Source organism: Sphingobium sp. WCS2017Hpa-17 (assembly GCF_031843765.1).
Taxonomy (GTDB): Bacteria; Pseudomonadota; Alphaproteobacteria; order Sphingomonadales; family Sphingomonadaceae; genus Sphingobium.
Window position 1 is genome coordinate 15,997 of sequence record NZ_JAVTIV010000033.1, and the last position, 15,503, is coordinate 31,499.

10 protein-coding genes are annotated in these 15,503 nt (G+C 63.1%); 8 read left to right on the forward strand and 2 right to left on the reverse strand.

What is annotated here, in order from left to right; translation table 11 throughout:
- Positions 1-2: 2 nt before the first annotated feature.
- From RQH62_RS23195 to RQH62_RS23205, 3 genes are read left to right on the forward strand one after another with little or no spacing between them, the layout of a single operon-like run.
- Entirely contained in the window at positions 3-953 is a 951-nt protein-coding gene (locus RQH62_RS23195) for a transglutaminase family protein (RefSeq protein WP_311271015.1), read from the forward strand.
- Complete coding sequence (locus RQH62_RS23200) at positions 947-1,762, forward strand: transglutaminase family protein (protein ID WP_311271016.1); 816 nt, start codon at positions 947-949, stop codon at positions 1,760-1,762. The genes RQH62_RS23195 and RQH62_RS23200 overlap by 7 nt, the downstream gene beginning before the upstream one ends.
- Positions 1,740-3,779, forward strand: coding sequence for a M3 family metallopeptidase (locus tag RQH62_RS23205; protein WP_405053589.1), 2,040 nt, complete (start codon positions 1,740-1,742; stop codon positions 3,777-3,779). The genes RQH62_RS23200 and RQH62_RS23205 overlap by 23 nt, the downstream gene beginning before the upstream one ends.
- A gap of 248 nt (positions 3,780-4,027) precedes the next feature.
- Here RQH62_RS23205 and RQH62_RS23210 read toward each other — a convergent pair whose 3' ends face one another.
- Positions 4,028-5,338 carry a sigma-54 dependent transcriptional regulator gene (locus RQH62_RS23210; protein ID WP_311271018.1) on the reverse strand — a complete coding sequence of 437 codons (1,311 nt, stop codon included), beginning with the start codon at positions 5,336-5,338 and terminating at the stop codon, positions 4,028-4,030.
- Complete coding sequence (locus tag RQH62_RS23215; protein WP_311271019.1) at positions 5,335-7,089, reverse strand: ATP-binding protein; 1,755 nt, start codon at positions 7,087-7,089, stop codon at positions 5,335-5,337. Before RQH62_RS23215 ends, RQH62_RS23210 begins: the two co-directional genes overlap by 4 nt.
- Before the next feature lie 210 nt (positions 7,090-7,299).
- On the opposite strand from RQH62_RS23215, the gene RQH62_RS23220 reads away from it, so the two are divergent.
- The 5 genes from RQH62_RS23220 (at position 7,300) to RQH62_RS23240 (ending at position 15,165) form a co-directional block, all read left to right on the forward strand.
- Positions 7,300-8,637: a dicarboxylate/amino acid:cation symporter gene (locus RQH62_RS23220; protein WP_311271020.1), complete on the forward strand. Its 1,338-nt coding sequence runs from the start codon at positions 7,300-7,302 to the stop codon at positions 8,635-8,637.
- Positions 8,638-8,696: 59 nt separating this feature from the next.
- On the forward strand, positions 8,697-10,133 hold the full coding sequence (locus tag RQH62_RS23225; RefSeq protein ID WP_311271021.1) for an alginate export family protein: 1,437 nt from the start codon (positions 8,697-8,699) through the stop codon (positions 10,131-10,133).
- A 496-nt stretch (positions 10,134-10,629) separates the two neighbouring features.
- Positions 10,630-11,310 (forward strand): hypothetical protein, encoded by a 681-nt coding sequence (locus RQH62_RS23230; RefSeq protein ID WP_311271022.1) that lies wholly within the window; start codon positions 10,630-10,632, stop codon positions 11,308-11,310.
- Complete coding sequence (locus RQH62_RS23235) at positions 11,307-13,235, forward strand: hypothetical protein (RefSeq protein ID WP_311271023.1); 1,929 nt, start codon at positions 11,307-11,309, stop codon at positions 13,233-13,235. The genes RQH62_RS23230 and RQH62_RS23235 overlap by 4 nt, the downstream gene beginning before the upstream one ends.
- A gap of 22 nt (positions 13,236-13,257) precedes the next feature.
- Positions 13,258-15,165 (forward strand): hypothetical protein, encoded by a 1,908-nt coding sequence (locus RQH62_RS23240; RefSeq protein WP_311271024.1) that lies wholly within the window; start codon positions 13,258-13,260, stop codon positions 15,163-15,165.
- Positions 15,166-15,503: the final 338 nt, after the last annotated feature.

Sequence of the window (15,503 nt, forward strand, 5' to 3'; positions counted from 1 at the left end):
TCATGCCGTTGTTGACGATCCATCACGTAACCACATACCGCTATCAGCAGCCGGTGTCGCTGGGCGAGCATCGCATCATGATGCGGCCGCGCGAAGCCTTCGACCAGCGATTGCTGTCCGCCCGGCTCGACATCGATCCTGAACCCATCGAACTGCGCTGGCTGCACGATGTCTTTGGAAACTCCGTTGCCATCGCCTTGTTCAAAAAGCGCGCCTCGCATCTGGTCGTCACCAGCGAAGTGACGCTGGAACATGCGCCACTGGCGCAGCAGCAAGTCGATGTCGAACCCTATGCCCGGCTGTTTCCCTTCACTTACTCGTCGGAAGACATGCCCGACCTGCTGCGGTCCATCGAGCGGCAGCATCTGGACCCGGAACGGGTGGTCGACAATTGGGCGCGCGGCTTCGTCCGCAATGACGGCAATACCGGCACGGTCGACCTGCTGACCCGGATCGCGACCGGCATCCAGCGCGACTTTACCTATGTCCCCCGACATGAGAAGGGCACCCAGTCTCCGATCGAGACGCTGCGCAGGCGGCAGGGGACCTGCCGCGATTTCGCGGTGCTGATGATCGAGGCCGTGCGGGCGCTGGGCTTCGCTGCGCGCTTCGTGTCGGGCTATGTCTACAACCCATCCCGGCACGAGGGCGTGGTCGGTGGCGGCAATACCCATGCCTGGGTGCGCATCTTCCTGCCCGGATCGGGCTGGGTAGAGTTCGATCCGACCAACGGCATCATCGGCAATCGCGGCCTGATCCGCGTCGCAATCGCGCGCGATCCCTATCAGGCGCTGCCGCTGTCGGGCACCTGGTTCGGCCTGCCCGCCAGTTTCCTGGGCATGGACATATCGGTCGACGTCCATCGCGCCGATCCAGCTCTGTTCCCCACCACAGGCCATGGCGCCATCAACAGCCGCATCGTCGGCGCTTCAGGAAAGACCCCGACATGCTGATCCGCTGCGGCTATGATATCGAGTTTTCTACCGACAGGCGGATGGCGATGATGGCGCTGCTCAGCCTCCACCCCTCGCGCCATCAGGATCTGCGCACACCGCAGCGGCTGATCGCCAGCCCCGACATCCCGCTTTATCATTTCGAGGACGGGTTCGGAAATGTTGCCACCCGGCTGACCATCCCGCCCGGCAATGTCACCCTGTCCTGCGACTTCGTGATCGAGGATAGCGGCGAGCCGGACCGGCGCGCACCCGACGACCCGCAAATGCGGGTGGAGGAATTACCCGATGCGGTCATGCCCTTCTTGCTCGGCAGCCGCTATTGCGAGACCGACCGGCTGATGGACGTCGCCTGGGCCAATTTCGGCCATCTCGCCACCGCGCGCGGCCGGGTCGATGCTATCGTCGATTTCGTCCACAATCATATCGAGTTCGGCTATCATCACGCCCGGCCGGACAAGACCGCCTGGAACGGCTATCAGGAACGGCAGGGCGTGTGCCGCGACTTCGCCCATCTCGCCATCACCCTTTGCCGCTGTATGAATATACCGGCGCGCTATTGCACCGGCTATCTGGGCGACATCGGCGTGCCGCCGGTGGACGCGCCGATGGATTTCAGCGCTTGGTTCGATGTTTATATCAATGGCGACTGGTACACCCATGACGCTCGCCACAACCGCCCCCGGATCGGCCGCATCCTGATGGCACGGGGCCGCGATGCCACCGATGTCGCCTTGACGACCGCCTTTGGCCCGGCAAATCTGGTGCGGTTCCAGGTCCACACCGATGAGGTGTCCTCTCTTGACTGATCCGATCGCCAATCCGCTGCTGCAACCCTGGACCGGCCCGCTCGGCGCGCCGCCCTTCGGGCAGGTGCGGGATGAGGATTTCCTGCCGGCGCTGACGACCGCGATCGGCTGGCATGCGGCGGAGATTGCCGCGATCGCCGGGCAGGATGCGCCGGCGACCTTCGACAATACGATCGCCGCGCTGGAGCGGTCGGGCGAGCCGCTGGCGCGGGTGCGACGCCTGTTCTGGACCTTGTCCTCGGCGCAAGGCACGCCGGGCATCCGCGCGATCGAGGCGGACATATCGGCGCGGCTGAGCGCCCATTCGGTCGCGATCAGTCACAATGCGGCGTTGGCCGCGCGCATCTTCGCCGTCCATGCCGCCCGGCATCAGAGCGGTCTGACGCCGGAGCAGATCCGGCTGGTGGAAAGCAGCCATGCCGGCTTTCTGCGTGGCGGTGCGGCGCTTGTCCCCGCCGACAAGGAACGCTTCGCCGCCATCGATGCGCGGCTGTCGGCCCTGTCGGTGCAATTCGGGCAGAATGTACTGGCGGCGACGGCGGCCTGGGTGCTCGATCTGGAGGCGGAGGACCTCACGGGACTGCCGCCCGCCATGTGTGAGGCGGCCGCCGGGCGCGCAGAGGCAAAGGGGCAGGCGGGCCGCTATCATGTCACGCTCGACCGCACCGATTTTGAGGGCTTTTTGACCTTCTCGCAGCGGCGCGACCTGCGGGAAAAGTTGTGGCGCGCCTTCACCGACCGCTGCGACGGCGGGCCGCACGACAATTGGCCGATCATTGCCGAAACGCTGGCGCTGCGGCGGGAGCGGGCGGTGCTGCTCGGCTATGCCGACCATGCCCATTATGCGCTGGAAGACAGCATGGCGCATGATCCCGCCGCAGCGAGCGACCTGATGCGCCAGCTCTGGGAACCAGGCAAGCGGCGCGCGGCGGAGGAAGCGGCGGAGCTTCAGGCGCTGATCGATGCGGAAGGCGGTGGCTTTGCTCTCGCGCCCTGGGACTGGCGCTTCTACGCGGAGCAGGTGCGGCGCGCCCGCTACGCGCTGGACGGCGCGGCGGTGGCGGCGCATCTGCGGCTAGACGCAGTGCGGCAGGCGGCGTTCGACACCGCCGCGCGCCTATATGGCCTCAGCTTCACCCGGCGGGCCGACATTGCCGGCTATCATCCCGATGTCTGGGCCTGGGAAGTTACGGACAAGGATGGCGGCGCGGTGGGCCTGCTGTTCACTGACTATCTGGCGCGGCCGGAAAAACATGGGGGCGCCTGGATGGGTAGCCTGCGGGTGCAGGAGGCGATGGACGGCGACGTCCGTCCGGTCGTCTATCTCGTCGCCAATTTCGCGGCCGCGCCGCCACCAGATCGCGGCGCGACCCGCCTGTCGATCGATGAGGCGCGCACCCTGTTCCACGAATTTGGCCATGCGCTGCACGGCCTGCTCTCTCGCGTCGTCTATCCCAGCCAGTCGGGCACAGCGGTCGCACGCGATTTTGTGGAGTTTCCCAGCAAGTTCATGGAAAACTGGATCGTCAGCCGGGAAGTGCTGGCCGGCTTCGGTGTGCCCGACGATCTGATCGTCGCGATTTGCCAGGCCGAGGTTTATGGCCAGGGTTTCGCCACGGTCGAACTGATCGGCTGCTCGCTGGTCGATCTCGCAGTCCATCAGCAAGCAGAGTCGGAGACGGATCCGCGCGCTTTTGTCGCGGCGGAACTCGATCGGCTGGGCATGCCGCCCGAAGTCGGCCTGCGCCACCGCTTTCCCTACTTCACCCATATTTTCGACGGCGGCTATTCGGCCGCTTACTACAGCTATGCCTGGTCCGAAGCGCTCGACGCAGACGCGTTCGAGGCATTTGTGGAGACGGGCGACATTTTCGACCCGCAACTCGCCGCGCGTTTCCGCGACGAAATACTGTCGGCTGGCGACAGTCGCGATCCTATGGCGTCGTTCCGCGCCTTCCTGGGCCGTGCCCCCGACGCACAGGCGCTGATGCGGGCGCGGCACTTGGTGGGAGCTTGATCGGCCGACGTTGGGACATAGCTGCCTGTCAACTCTTGGGAACTGGGTGGTTAAAAGCGGCTCTCCCGGGTTGGCAATGGCAGTGTCGGGGTGGGCGCCACTCGCTGCTTGTCGGCTCCTGAGGAAGCTCGGTTACCAGCTCTCAAAACCCATCTGAAGCACGACGTATTTCAATCACCGCCCGTACTCGGATAGCGTCGGAAGAAGATGCCTAACCGACCAGTGGTTTGCCGCCTGGCGCAGCTTCATCATCGATATTGTGAGATGTTGATGTCGTGGCGGTTCAGCTTGTCGTAGAAGGTTTTGCGCGGCAGCTGGAGTTCGGCCATCGCCGCGCGCGCATCGCCCTGCACCCTTTCAAGCACCTGGCGGATGGTGAGCGCTTCAAAGCGATCCACGCGCTGGTTGAGCGGCAAGCCGGAGTCCACATCCGGATCGTCGGCCTCCATGCCGAGCAGCACCCGTTTGGCATAGTTGGCCAGTTCCCGCACATTGCCCGGCCAGTCATGATCGCTGAGCCGCGCGCGCATGGCAGTTGTCACGTCCGGCACGGCGCGTCCGATCTGGCTGGCCGCCTGATGGAGCAGATAGCCGAACAGCAGCGGAACATCTTCGCGCCGGTCGCGCAGCGGGGGGATGCGCAGCCGGACGGTATCGAGGCGATAAAGCAGGTCCGCGCGAAAGCGCCCTTCCGCCACCTGCGCATCGATGCCCGGCTTTGCAGCGGCAATGACACGGGTGTCGAGCAGTTGCGGGGTCGCCGCGCCGACGGGATGGATTTCGCGCTCCTCCAATACCCTGAGGAGCGACCCTTGCAGACGGGCCGGACTGCTTTCGATCTCATCAAGGAAGAGCGTTCCGCGATGGGCACGGGCGATACGCCCTGCCTGTGTCAGTTGCGCCCTTCCTTCCTGACCGAACAGGTCCGCCTCGGCGACATCGTCGGGCAGAGCGGCGCAGTTGATGGCGACGAAGGGCTGGCCCCGGCGTCGGCTCCAGCGATGGAGCAGCGTTGCGACCAGTTCCTTGCCCGTGCCCGTCTCCCCTTCGATGAGCACATCGACATCGGCCTCCGCGATATGGCGCATCTGTTCGCGCAGCCGCACGATCGCCCGGCTTTCGCCGATCAGGGGTTCGCCACTTGCCCCTTCCTCCGCCAGATGGCGCAGGCGGCGATTATCCAGAACCAATGTGCGCATCTCTATCGCCCTGCGAGCCGAAGCGATCAGATGATCGGTGGCGAAGGGCTTGGCGATGAAATCGAACGCGCCCTGTTTCAGGGCCGACACAGCCATGGACACATCGCCATGCCCGGTCATCAGGATCACGGGAATCTGATGGTCGATCGTCGATATGCGCCGGAAAAGTTCCAGCCCGTCCATACGGGGCATCCGGATGTCGCTGATCACCGCGCCTGTAAAAGCAGGATCGAGTTGCGCCAGCGCTTCGCTCGCTTCGCCAAAGCACCGGACCGGGATGTCGGCAAGGTCGAAGGACTGCGCCAGGGCAGAGCGAAGCGCGTCGTCATCGTCGATCAGCAGGATTTGCGGCCCGGTCATATCTTCACCAATGTCATGCGGAATGTCGTTCCCGGACCGTCGTCCACCAGCTCCAGCGCGCCGCCAAACTCGGTCATGATGTCCCGCGCGATGTGGAGACCAAGGCCAAGGCCCTCCTCTTTGGTGCTGGCGAAGGGCATGAAGATGTCGTCGCGGATGGCGGCATCCACCCCCGCGCCATTGTCGCATATGTCGACGATCACCTGCTCATCGACGGACGAGACCGTCACCAGAACCTGCGCGTCGGCTTGCCCCGAAACGGCGTCGAGCGCATTGCTGAGCAGATTGACGAGCACCTGTTCGAGCCTGACCCGGCCTGCCAGCACATGAAGCGCCGGGTCAGGATCGGCCAGACTGAGGCGCACGCCTGCGCTGCGGAAGCGGTCGCCCACCAGCAGCCGCACCCCTTCCATGACCTGCGCGAGCGATACTGGTCCCATCTGCCCCACGCCGCGCCGCGCGTAACGGCGCAGTTGCGCGGTGATACTGCCGATGCGATCCGTCATGGCGATGATTTCGCGCAGATTGGCGCGCGCCTTTTCCGGCTTGTCCCGATCCAGAAACAGGTCGGCATTTTCAGCAAAGGTGCGGATGGTCGCGACGGGCTGATTGATTTCATGGGCGACCCCGGCGGATATGGTTCCCATCGTCCCCAATCGATTGGCATGGGCCAGTTCCTCCCGCGCCTGACGATAGCGACGATCTGCGAGCGTACGGGCCTCCATTTCGTGCCCCAGCGCTTCGGTGCGGATCGCCACTTCACGCTCCAGCCGCTCACGGTCACGCAGGGTACGGCGCCGACGCGCAAGCAGCCACGCGACAGCCGCGCCAAAAAGGATCAGCAATGCCGCGAACAGCACCGTCGCCACGCGCACGCGCTGGTTGACTGCGGCCAGCCCTTCGCCGATCGGCGTCACATAATAGAGCCGCCATCCCGCGACGGGGGCAGCAAGACTGGCCGTCATCGCGCTGCTGCCGTCCTGAAGCATGGCGGTGCCATCGGGAGCGATCCGCATGCCGATGGGCGTGAGCGGCGCCGCGCCGAATTGCAGGTTGCGCTTTATCATGCCGCGCAGGCGGGGCGGAACCGGATGCAGCGCGAAGAAGCGTTTGGCAGGATCGCTGCTCAGCAGCAATATGCCATTCTGGTCCGCCACGAAGCTCCATGAACCATGTCCGGCCCACCCCCTCTCGATCGCATCGAACTCCACCTTGACGACGATGACGCCGATGGCCCCCGCGCGCCCTTCCACCCTACGCGAAAGATAGAGGCCGGGGCGATGGCTGACGGTGCCCAGCGCGAAATACTCACCGCCGCCCTTCAGCCATCCCAGCCGATAATAAGGGCGAAAGCTGTAATCCTGCCCGACGAAGCTGCTCGGCTGGCGGGCATTGGACGCTGCAATCGTCCGCCCACTCGCGTCGAGCAGGAAGATGGCGGCCGCTCCCGTCCTCTCGCTCAGCAGGGCGAGCTTGTCGCTGAGTTCCATCGCGGGGGCCCGCGCCTGCAATGCCTGCCGGACGTCGGAATACTCGCCCAGAACGGCCGGGATCAGGCGATATTTCTGTAGCTCCGATTCCAGCAGTCGCAGCCGTGCGCGGGTCTGGAGCGCGGCTTCCTCTCGCTGGGTCGCGAGAAACTCGGCCCGCGCCGTCCGCTCGAACCGGAAGGCAAAGATCCAGCAGGCAGCAACGGCTAGCAGGATTGCGCCAGCGGTAATCCAGCCGTGAAGACGAAAGGGCGATGCCATTTGTGTGGAATATCACACAGATCATGGTTTTCCTATGCGGGAAATGAAACGAATGGGGACATGATGGGCGTATAGAAAATGCACATTATCCATATTTTTCATATGCTTCCGTGATTTCCATTCTCGGTTTGCGCAATGGGCCCTGCCGGGCGACTCTGCAATCCGATTACCGGCTGACAAGGCCGGCGACTGGAGACGGAGCGCCTGAACATGATCAACCAGAATTTCTCCTCGGCGGAGGGACCACCCGCGAAAGGCGGTTGGGGGTCGCAACTTTATGTGCAGGTGCTGATCGCCATCGCGGCGGGCGCGATACTGGGGCACTTCTGGCCGGCCTATGGCGAAGCGCTGAAACCCCTGGGCGATGCCTTCATCAAGCTGGTGAAGATGATCATCGCCCCCGTGATCTTCCTGACGATCGTCACCGGCATAGCCGGGATGAAGGAATTGGGTTCGGTCGGCCGCGTCGCTGCCAAGGCATTTGCCTATTTCCTCACCTTTTCCACTCTGGCGCTGGTCGTCGGCCTGATCGTCGCCAATGTGGTGAAGCCGGGCGCGGGCATGAATATCGACCCGGCGACGCTGGATGGAGCGGCGGTGGCGGATTATGCGGCCAAGGCGCACGACAGCACGCTGGTCGGCTTCCTGCTGGACGTCATTCCCACCACGCTCATCGGCGCGTTTACGGGGGGCAACATCCTCCAGATCCTGCTGATCGCCATTCTCTTCGGCGTGGCCATCAGCCTTGTGGGCGAACCGGCGCAACCCGTCGTCCGCTTTCTCGAACGGCTGAGCCTCATCGTCTTCAAGCTGGTTTCGATTCTGATGCGGGCGGCCCCCATCGGCGCGTTCGGCGCCATCGCCTTCACCATCGGCAAATATGGCATCGGCACCCTCGCCAGTCTGGGAGCGCTGGTCGCGACCTTCTATCTGACCTCGGCGCTGTTCGTGATCATCGTGCTGGGCACAGTGGCTCGGCTTAGCGGCTTTTCGATATTCCGCCTGCTGCGCTATCTGAAGGCCGAACTGCTGCTGGTGCTGGGCACGTCCTCTTCGGAAGCGGCGCTGCCCAACCTCATCACCAAGATGGAGCGTGCGGGTTGCGAAAAGTCGGTGGTCGGACTGGTCGTGCCGACCGGCTACAGCTTCAACCTCGACGGCACCAACATCTATATGACGCTGGCGGCGCTGTTTATCGCGCAGGCGACCGGGGTGGAATTGACGCTGGGTCAGGAAATACTGCTGCTGGGCGTTGCGATGCTCTCGTCCAAGGGCGCGGCTGGCGTAACCGGCGCGGGCTTCATCACATTGGCGGCGACCCTGTCCATCGTGCCGACGGTGCCGGTCGCTGGCATGGCGCTGATTCTGGGCGTGGACCGCTTCATGAGCGAATGCCGCAGCCTCACTAATTTCATCGGCAATGCCGTCGCCACGATCGTCGTTGCGCGATGGGAAGGTGCGCTCGACCGGCAGAAGCTGGACGACGCTCTGGCCGGACGCTTGCCCATCGCTTCGGAAGAACCGGCACGCGAACTCGTCGCCGCCTGAGATATAAGAGAAGAACGGAGGGTGCGCCCGTGGGCAGCACCCCCGCATGAGAGGATGTCATGAAATTCAACCCATTTTGGGGTGCGGCGGCACTTGCCTTTACCGCCCCCACTTTCGCGGAAACCAGTCCGCCATCCTATCCCGCCGCTGCGCAAGGGGATGGCGCGACTGTCGGAGGCTATAATCTTTCCCGCTGGGCCGAGGACTGGCGCGTCTATCGCGACCCGGCCAAGCGGGACGACTTTCTGGACCGGCTCAAATATCTGCCTCTGGACGAGGATGGCGACATCTATCTGACGCTCAGCGGAGAGGCGCGGGCGCGCATGAACCTGACCGGCAATCCGCAGCTGATCGAAGGCCCCGAGCAGCGACAGGACATATTGAGGCTCGTCGCGGGCGCGGACCTGCATGTGGGTGAGCATCTGCGCTTCTATGGTGAGATTGCCCATGGGCAGATCAGCGGCAAGAACATCGGTACGCCGTCCGGCACCTTCAACAACAATTTCGTCTATCAGCAATATTTCGCAGAAGCCAAAGGACGGGTCGGCGACATCGATCTGGGCGTTCGATACGGGCGGCAGGAGTTTACCGATGGCCCCAATCTGCTGATTTCCCAGCGGGACAATAATACCATTCGCTTCGTGCTGAACGGTACGCGCGTCTGGGCGCGTACGCCTGTGATGCGGGCAACTTTGTTCGATTTCGAAACGACCGATCTCGGCAATGGTGGGCTGGGCGACGACGTGCCTGACAAGAACCGGCGCTTCAGCGGCGTTTCTGCGGGCTTCGTCGTGCCGCAGAACTGGCTGGGCGGGTCGAAGCTGTTCTTCGACCCCTTCTTCTGGCGGCGGCGCAATCGTGTCGGAACATGGGGCGGGATCGTCGCCCCGGCGGTTCGATACTATGCTGGCGCGCGGCTTTGGGGTGACGTCGGCCGCCTGTCTCTGGACTGGACGCTGGTGCACCAATATGGCGAATTTCAGGACCGCCGGATCGATGCATGGCAGGCATTTTTCGCGCAGACGTGGAAACTGGGCGAAGAGAAGAACGCGCCGCGGGTGGGCGTCCATGTGGACTATGGCAGCGGCGGCGGGGGCTATGACAAGGGAACGCTCCGTAACGCCTACGCGCCTTACGGCAACAACATCTATTTCAGCTATGGCCTCTTCCTGACGGCCACCAACATGATAGCCATTGCCCCCAACATCAGTTTCACGCCGACCTCCAAGCTGCGCGCTTCGTTCGAATATCAGTTCACATGGCGGGACGATCGGCATGATGCGGTATATCGGGCCAACTACACGCCTTACATCGGAACCGAACGCGTTACCGGGAAGGATGTAGCGCAACTGGCCCGCGCGCAGCTGATTTACAGCATCGCCCCACGCCTGACGCTGACAGCCCGAGGAGAGTATTTGAAGGCTGGCGACGTAATGCGAAAGGCGGGTTACGTCGATTCTGCTTTCCTGGGGACATGGCTCAGCTTTCGATTTTGAACCAAGCAACCTTCGGCTCTTGGGACATTTGCGACAGTCGGCTTCGGAGCGGCGCATCTGGATAAGCTGCCGTTCCTGGGTGCAGCCGGCGAGCTTTTTCGAGCGCAAGCGCTGGGACATTCGCGACAGTCGGCATACGGGAACCTATCGGTGGATTGCCGACGTTCGCAGCGGGATGTGGTGGTGACTGGCCGTGGAAGGATGCTCAATCTATCGGCGTTTGCCGACGACTGCTCCTTGGTAGCCGGCGAGACAAGCTGAACTGCCGGGAGGGACGATGTTGGTGGGTGCATCTGGAAAACCCAGTCGGTCTCATTGGTCATTATACACGATAGCTTCGTTCAGTAACGGATCTGCCAGAAAATCGCACTCGTCTTGGTCCATTGGCACTTAATAGACTTGATTTAGTGAACAATTTTTCATTACAAAACGAGCAATTCGGGGGTTTAAATTGAGCAAAATAGCTAAATCCAGACCCTGACGGTGGAAAAATGTCTTGGCGAGCGTAGAGCAGGAACCGACCGTGACATCTGGGGTATCGGGGGCATCGGACCGGCAGAGCGCCATACGGTTACTGGCGTGTATTGACGCAGCAGCGAATTCGACGGACGTAAGTCAGTGGGGAACGGACATTGTCGCATCGCTGCACGCGCAATCGCGTCTACAGGCACTCGATTTTTGGATGCGCAATCCAGACTATCTCGCCAACGAACTTTTGACCGTTTTCGAGGAAACGGGCGATCCATCGCTCGTTCAGTTAGCCGAGCGCATATTCGACGATCGCGAGCCCGATCTCCGACGCCTTCCGATGATACGCTATCATTTCGGGGCATTCGAGCCGCTCGACAATGCATTATCGATACTGGTTGCGGCGGGTTTGGTGCGGATCAAGCGGCAGGGATCACCTGGCCAGGTCCGCGAACATGTTTATCTGCTGACCATTAAAGGACGCGAGGCGATGGCGTCGCTGGCAGCCGCAGCGCCGGAGTTGGCCTGGTACCGCGATCGCGCGGCGGTCGTCACGCGCATTGCCGGCGACAAGGGCGGCAAGGCGCTCAAGGATCGCCAATATCTTCAGGCTGAATATGCCGGAACCGAGCTCAACCATATCATCGCGCCGATCACCGAGCGCGTGCGTAAAAGGCTGGACGCCATATTGGAAAGGGCCGGACAATGACGACAAGCTGGCTCGAGACGGTTGCGGAAAAGGCGGGCATGAGCCCGGCCGAGGCCGAAATAGCGCTTCGCAGGCGGGGTATCACGGCGGACCGTCCGATGCGTCCGGCACGGACGCTGACTATCACGGCTATCGCGTTCAAGGGGGAGAAAGGCGGCAAGGCGCAGGGCGCGATAGATTTCGGCTGGGAAGGCTTAGGACCAGGCATCTGGGCGATCACCAGCGAAAAGAATTTCGCTGGCAAGTCGAGCATCCTCGAGATCATCCTGTGGTGCTTGCGCGGTACGCCCAAGAACCTTCAGGGTGATGTGCGTAAATGGCTGAGCTGGGTTGCCCTGGATTTCTTGGTCGATGCCCAGCCCTATCGTATAGAGTTCATGGTCGAGGGCGGTGTTCCAACCGGCACGCTGATGCTCATTCGGCCGGGTGGTGCGCCGACGATCGTCGATCGTTTCTCGTCGGACGAGGGGTTTGCGGCTGCCATGTCGCAGTTCATGATGAACACGCTCGACCTCGATCCCATTCCTGCGATGCAGGGCAAGGAAGGTGACAAGATGGCGGTCGAGCATGGCTGGACTGCCTTGTCGGGCGGGCTCTATTTTGGCGGTGACCACAAGTTGTTGCTAGGCGATGTGCAGATGGGCGGCCTGCCCGCCCGTATGCTGCAGATGTATGTGGGGCTCCCTTGGGCGCTGACGGTGATGCAAGCGCGCACCATCAAAAAGGAGGTCGAGCAGGAGCAGGACCAGAGCAACAAGGCTGCGGTGCGTGCAGCGACAGAAGCCGCCAAGGCACGAACACGCCTCGAGACCGATCTCGCGGCTGCGCGAAAAACGCTGGCGGGGCTAAGTTCAACGCAGGCAACGGCAGAAGAACTCGAGCGGCTGGCTGGTGAAGTGGCGCGGCTTTCCCCGATCGCGATCGACCAGGCGACACGCCACGCTACAGCGCAGGCAGAGCTCAAGGCGCTGCGGGGCGTTGCAGATACGGACGAACGGGCGCTGCGCAATCTGCGTGAGAATATTGTCGCCGAGCAGTTTTTCAACGGACTCGATCCGGTATGCTGCCCGCGCTGCGAGGCGAAAGTGTCGGGCGAACGCATCAAACGCGAGAGCGTCGAACTCAACTGCTCGCTGTGTGCTGAGCATATCCCTGTCGAAACGATGGAGGGGGTAAGCGAGACCATCGAGGCGGGGGAGAGGCGGGCACAGGCTTCCAGCGCCGCCGTCGCGCGCGCCGTCGCGCATGAGGCGTCGCTGCGCGGGATAGCCGTTAGCGCAGGCAAAGCGGTCGACGCAGCGCGCAAAGCGTTGGAGAAAGCGGCGACAGGGACCACCTTCCAGCAGAGGCGGGACGCGGAGCTTGCCGTTGCGCGTCTCGAGGGAGCGCTCAAGGAGCGCAAGACAGATGGAGTTACCCCAGCGCCCTCTCCTGATCTTGCGCTGGTTCGGGCAGCCGCCAAGGAGGCCGAGACGGCCTATGACGAGAGCCGTGGCGACATATTGCAGCGGCTGAGCGACGAGATCCTGATCCTGGGGCAGCGCCTCGGCGTGCGGATGCTCGAGGCCGTCAAGCTCGGATCGAACGCGACCCTGGCCCTCACCAAGGGCGGCGAGGGCACCAGCTTCAGCAAAGTGACCGCGGGCGAGCGGCTGCGGCTGCGGCTCGCGACGGCCGTCGCCTTGTTGCGCGTCGGCCAGGAGCGCGGCCTCGGGCGCCATCCGGGGCTCTTGATCATCGATTCGCCCGGTGCCGAAGAGGTCAGCGATATAGATCTTGCCGCTTTGCTAGGTGAACTACAGACGATCGCGAAGGAAACGCCGGGCCTCCAGATTCTCGTCGCGAGCGCCAATCCGCCGGCGATAGTCAGCCAGCTCGGCGAGGAGTGCTGTCAGGTCGCGAAAAAGGATGCCTATTTGTGGTGATGGCGCATGCGAGTGCTGCAACGTGACCGTCATAGACAGGATATCAGCCTGCCTCGCCCAAGGCGAGGCGGTGACGCTGGAGCGAATCGGTGGCGTCGATGGCCTTGAAGCAGAGCGGGAGGCCGTTCTGCAGGCGCCTTTCCTAGACATACTGGTAGCGATGACGGTCACCGCGCCAGAGAGCGACCAGCCGATGCTCGACGCCTTGCTAATCGACGGTTTCGCAGCCGCATCATCGCCTACGGTCTTGCGTGACGCGGCCCATCTGCTGATCGAGGCCCCGCACCTCCGGGACCGCCTCGCGCGGGCGCTGGCGCCAATCCTTTTCGCTCGGGTCGCCGACCGGTCCGATCCCCGGACTGACCTGCTGGCGGCATATGCTCTCGAGGCGCTGTTCCGCATGGCGCTGGCCGATGCCATGAACCGCCACCGGCTGCTCGCGCTTCTCACGGAAATCGAGGGAACGCCGAGCGAGCTGTTCGCAGCCCATGTGGCAAAGCTCCTTGGCGCGGCGTACACGCAATGGGGCGGCGACGATCTCATCGTGGCGATCGAACGCCTGCTCCCAGCGGCTGGAGCCGAAGCCGCGTTCGAGCTCGGGCTGATCATGTTGGGCAATGCCCTGGAGCAGGCGTCCATGCCCGACATTTTGGCGGGGCTTGAAGCTGCGCAGCTTCGCTTCAGACAAGCTACCCTGGCCGACGAGGATCGCGTCGATGCTGCCGCCTTTGACGCGATAATCGACATGATCCGGGGCTTTTGGGACGAGACGGGGGCGGCCGATTTGCAGGCAGCGCTCTCCCGGCTGGAGCGGGCTATCGCCGACCGGCGGGCTCTGCTTCAGACAGGGTCGCTGCCGCCTTGGCTCGCGCCGCGGGCGGATCGCGAGATCGCCTGGGTCGGCCTGGCCCGTTCCGCGCGGCGCGCGGTTGACGATCTCTCCCGCCCGAGCTGGCTGAACGCCGCCGCAACGCTCAATGCGGTGCTGGTGGTCTATGATGCGGAGCGAACCCTGAAGGCCGGCCCTGGCCTGTCGCTACTGGTGCGGCCGCGCATTGAGGCGGCCTTTGTACGCGAGCGCGGGCTGGTCGAGCATCTTAACCAGTTGCTGCTGGAACCGGACGTCTTTGGGATCGATGCTGGCCTTGCGGCGCAACTTCGCGACAGTGTCCAGCGACGAAGCGAGGAGCTCACAGCCTCGCGAAAAGTTGAGGAGAACGTCTCGTATCCCCTGCTGACGAGCGTTCTCCATGGCCTCCCGGGAGCCGACCAGCTGCCTCAGCCCGCCGCCGCCGCGCTTGAATCCGCTCTTGGCCAAAAGGCGGGGCAGGCGGAGCGGTTTGCCAATCCCGTCATCAATCAACTCTTCCGCGAGCTCACCGCGGCGGTCGCATCGTGCACGGACTATCGGGGGGAGACGAAGGATGGGTTCGACGCGTTGCTGGCACAGATCCTCATGTTCTGCGCGGACCGGCAGGACGCCGGGCGCAAGCAGCTTGGCTCGCGGACCGAATATTTGCGCGCCGACGATGCGAAAGAGGGCGACCTCCAGTCTGACCTGAGGCAATTCGTCAAAGGCAATCTCACCACTGCCGAGGTGTTGACCGAAGTGGAAGGCATCGCGACCGGACGCAGCGATCTCTATGTCGGCTTTGGGGGCTTGCGGTTTATCGCGGAGCTCAAGCGCCACTTCGGCGCGGTCGACCGGGACGTGGCCAAGACCTATTTTGGACAGGCCGGAGCCTATCAGGCAACCAATGTGCGTCTCGGGTTTCTGGGCATCCTCGAACTTGTGGACCGTGCGGGTCCGCCCCCGACCATCGCAGAGTGCCTCTGGCATGTGAACTATATCCCAGAAGGCTCGACTCTGGCGCGGCACATCATCGTTTTCTGCGTCCCCGGCAAGTTAAAGACGCCATCGTCCCTGTGATGTCCTCTGGCTGGCTGAGGCAGCGGCATCGCGACACGATAGCATAATGAATTCCCGAGGCTGCTGCCGCCGTTCCGCAGGCCGCTTACGACGCATGTCTTTATCTTCCTCAAAACGTCATCAACCCGCTTGCTGAAAGTATCGTTGCTATTTTAAAGTGGCGGTGCTATTTTATGGCCATGCATCATATCCTGACCGAGCAGCACTTCACGCGTACGCATCCGGTGAGGACCGCGGCTACTGACGGTTTGCTGGGGGATTTGGCATCTTACTTGCCGAGGAAGGCCTCGACGCCTTCTTGAGCGAGCACATCGCGGAATGCAGCATCGGCATCGCGG

Coding starts and splice junctions, on each gene's coding strand:
- RQH62_RS23195 (WP_311271015.1), top strand. CDS start 3: ATGCCGTTGTTGACGATCCATCACGTAACCACATACCGCTATCAGCAG.
- RQH62_RS23200 (WP_311271016.1), top strand. CDS start 947: ATGCTGATCCGCTGCGGCTATGATATCGAGTTTTCTACCGACAGGCGG.
- RQH62_RS23205 (WP_405053589.1), top strand. CDS start 1,740: ATGAGGTGTCCTCTCTTGACTGATCCGATCGCCAATCCGCTGCTGCAA.
- RQH62_RS23210 (WP_311271018.1), bottom strand. CDS start 5,338: ATGACCGGGCCGCAAATCCTGCTGATCGACGATGACGACGCGCTTCGC.
- RQH62_RS23215 (WP_311271019.1), bottom strand. CDS start 7,089: ATGGCATCGCCCTTTCGTCTTCACGGCTGGATTACCGCTGGCGCAATC.
- RQH62_RS23220 (WP_311271020.1), top strand. CDS start 7,300: ATGATCAACCAGAATTTCTCCTCGGCGGAGGGACCACCCGCGAAAGGC.
- RQH62_RS23225 (WP_311271021.1), top strand. CDS start 8,697: ATGAAATTCAACCCATTTTGGGGTGCGGCGGCACTTGCCTTTACCGCC.
- RQH62_RS23235 (WP_311271023.1), top strand. CDS start 11,307: ATGACGACAAGCTGGCTCGAGACGGTTGCGGAAAAGGCGGGCATGAGC.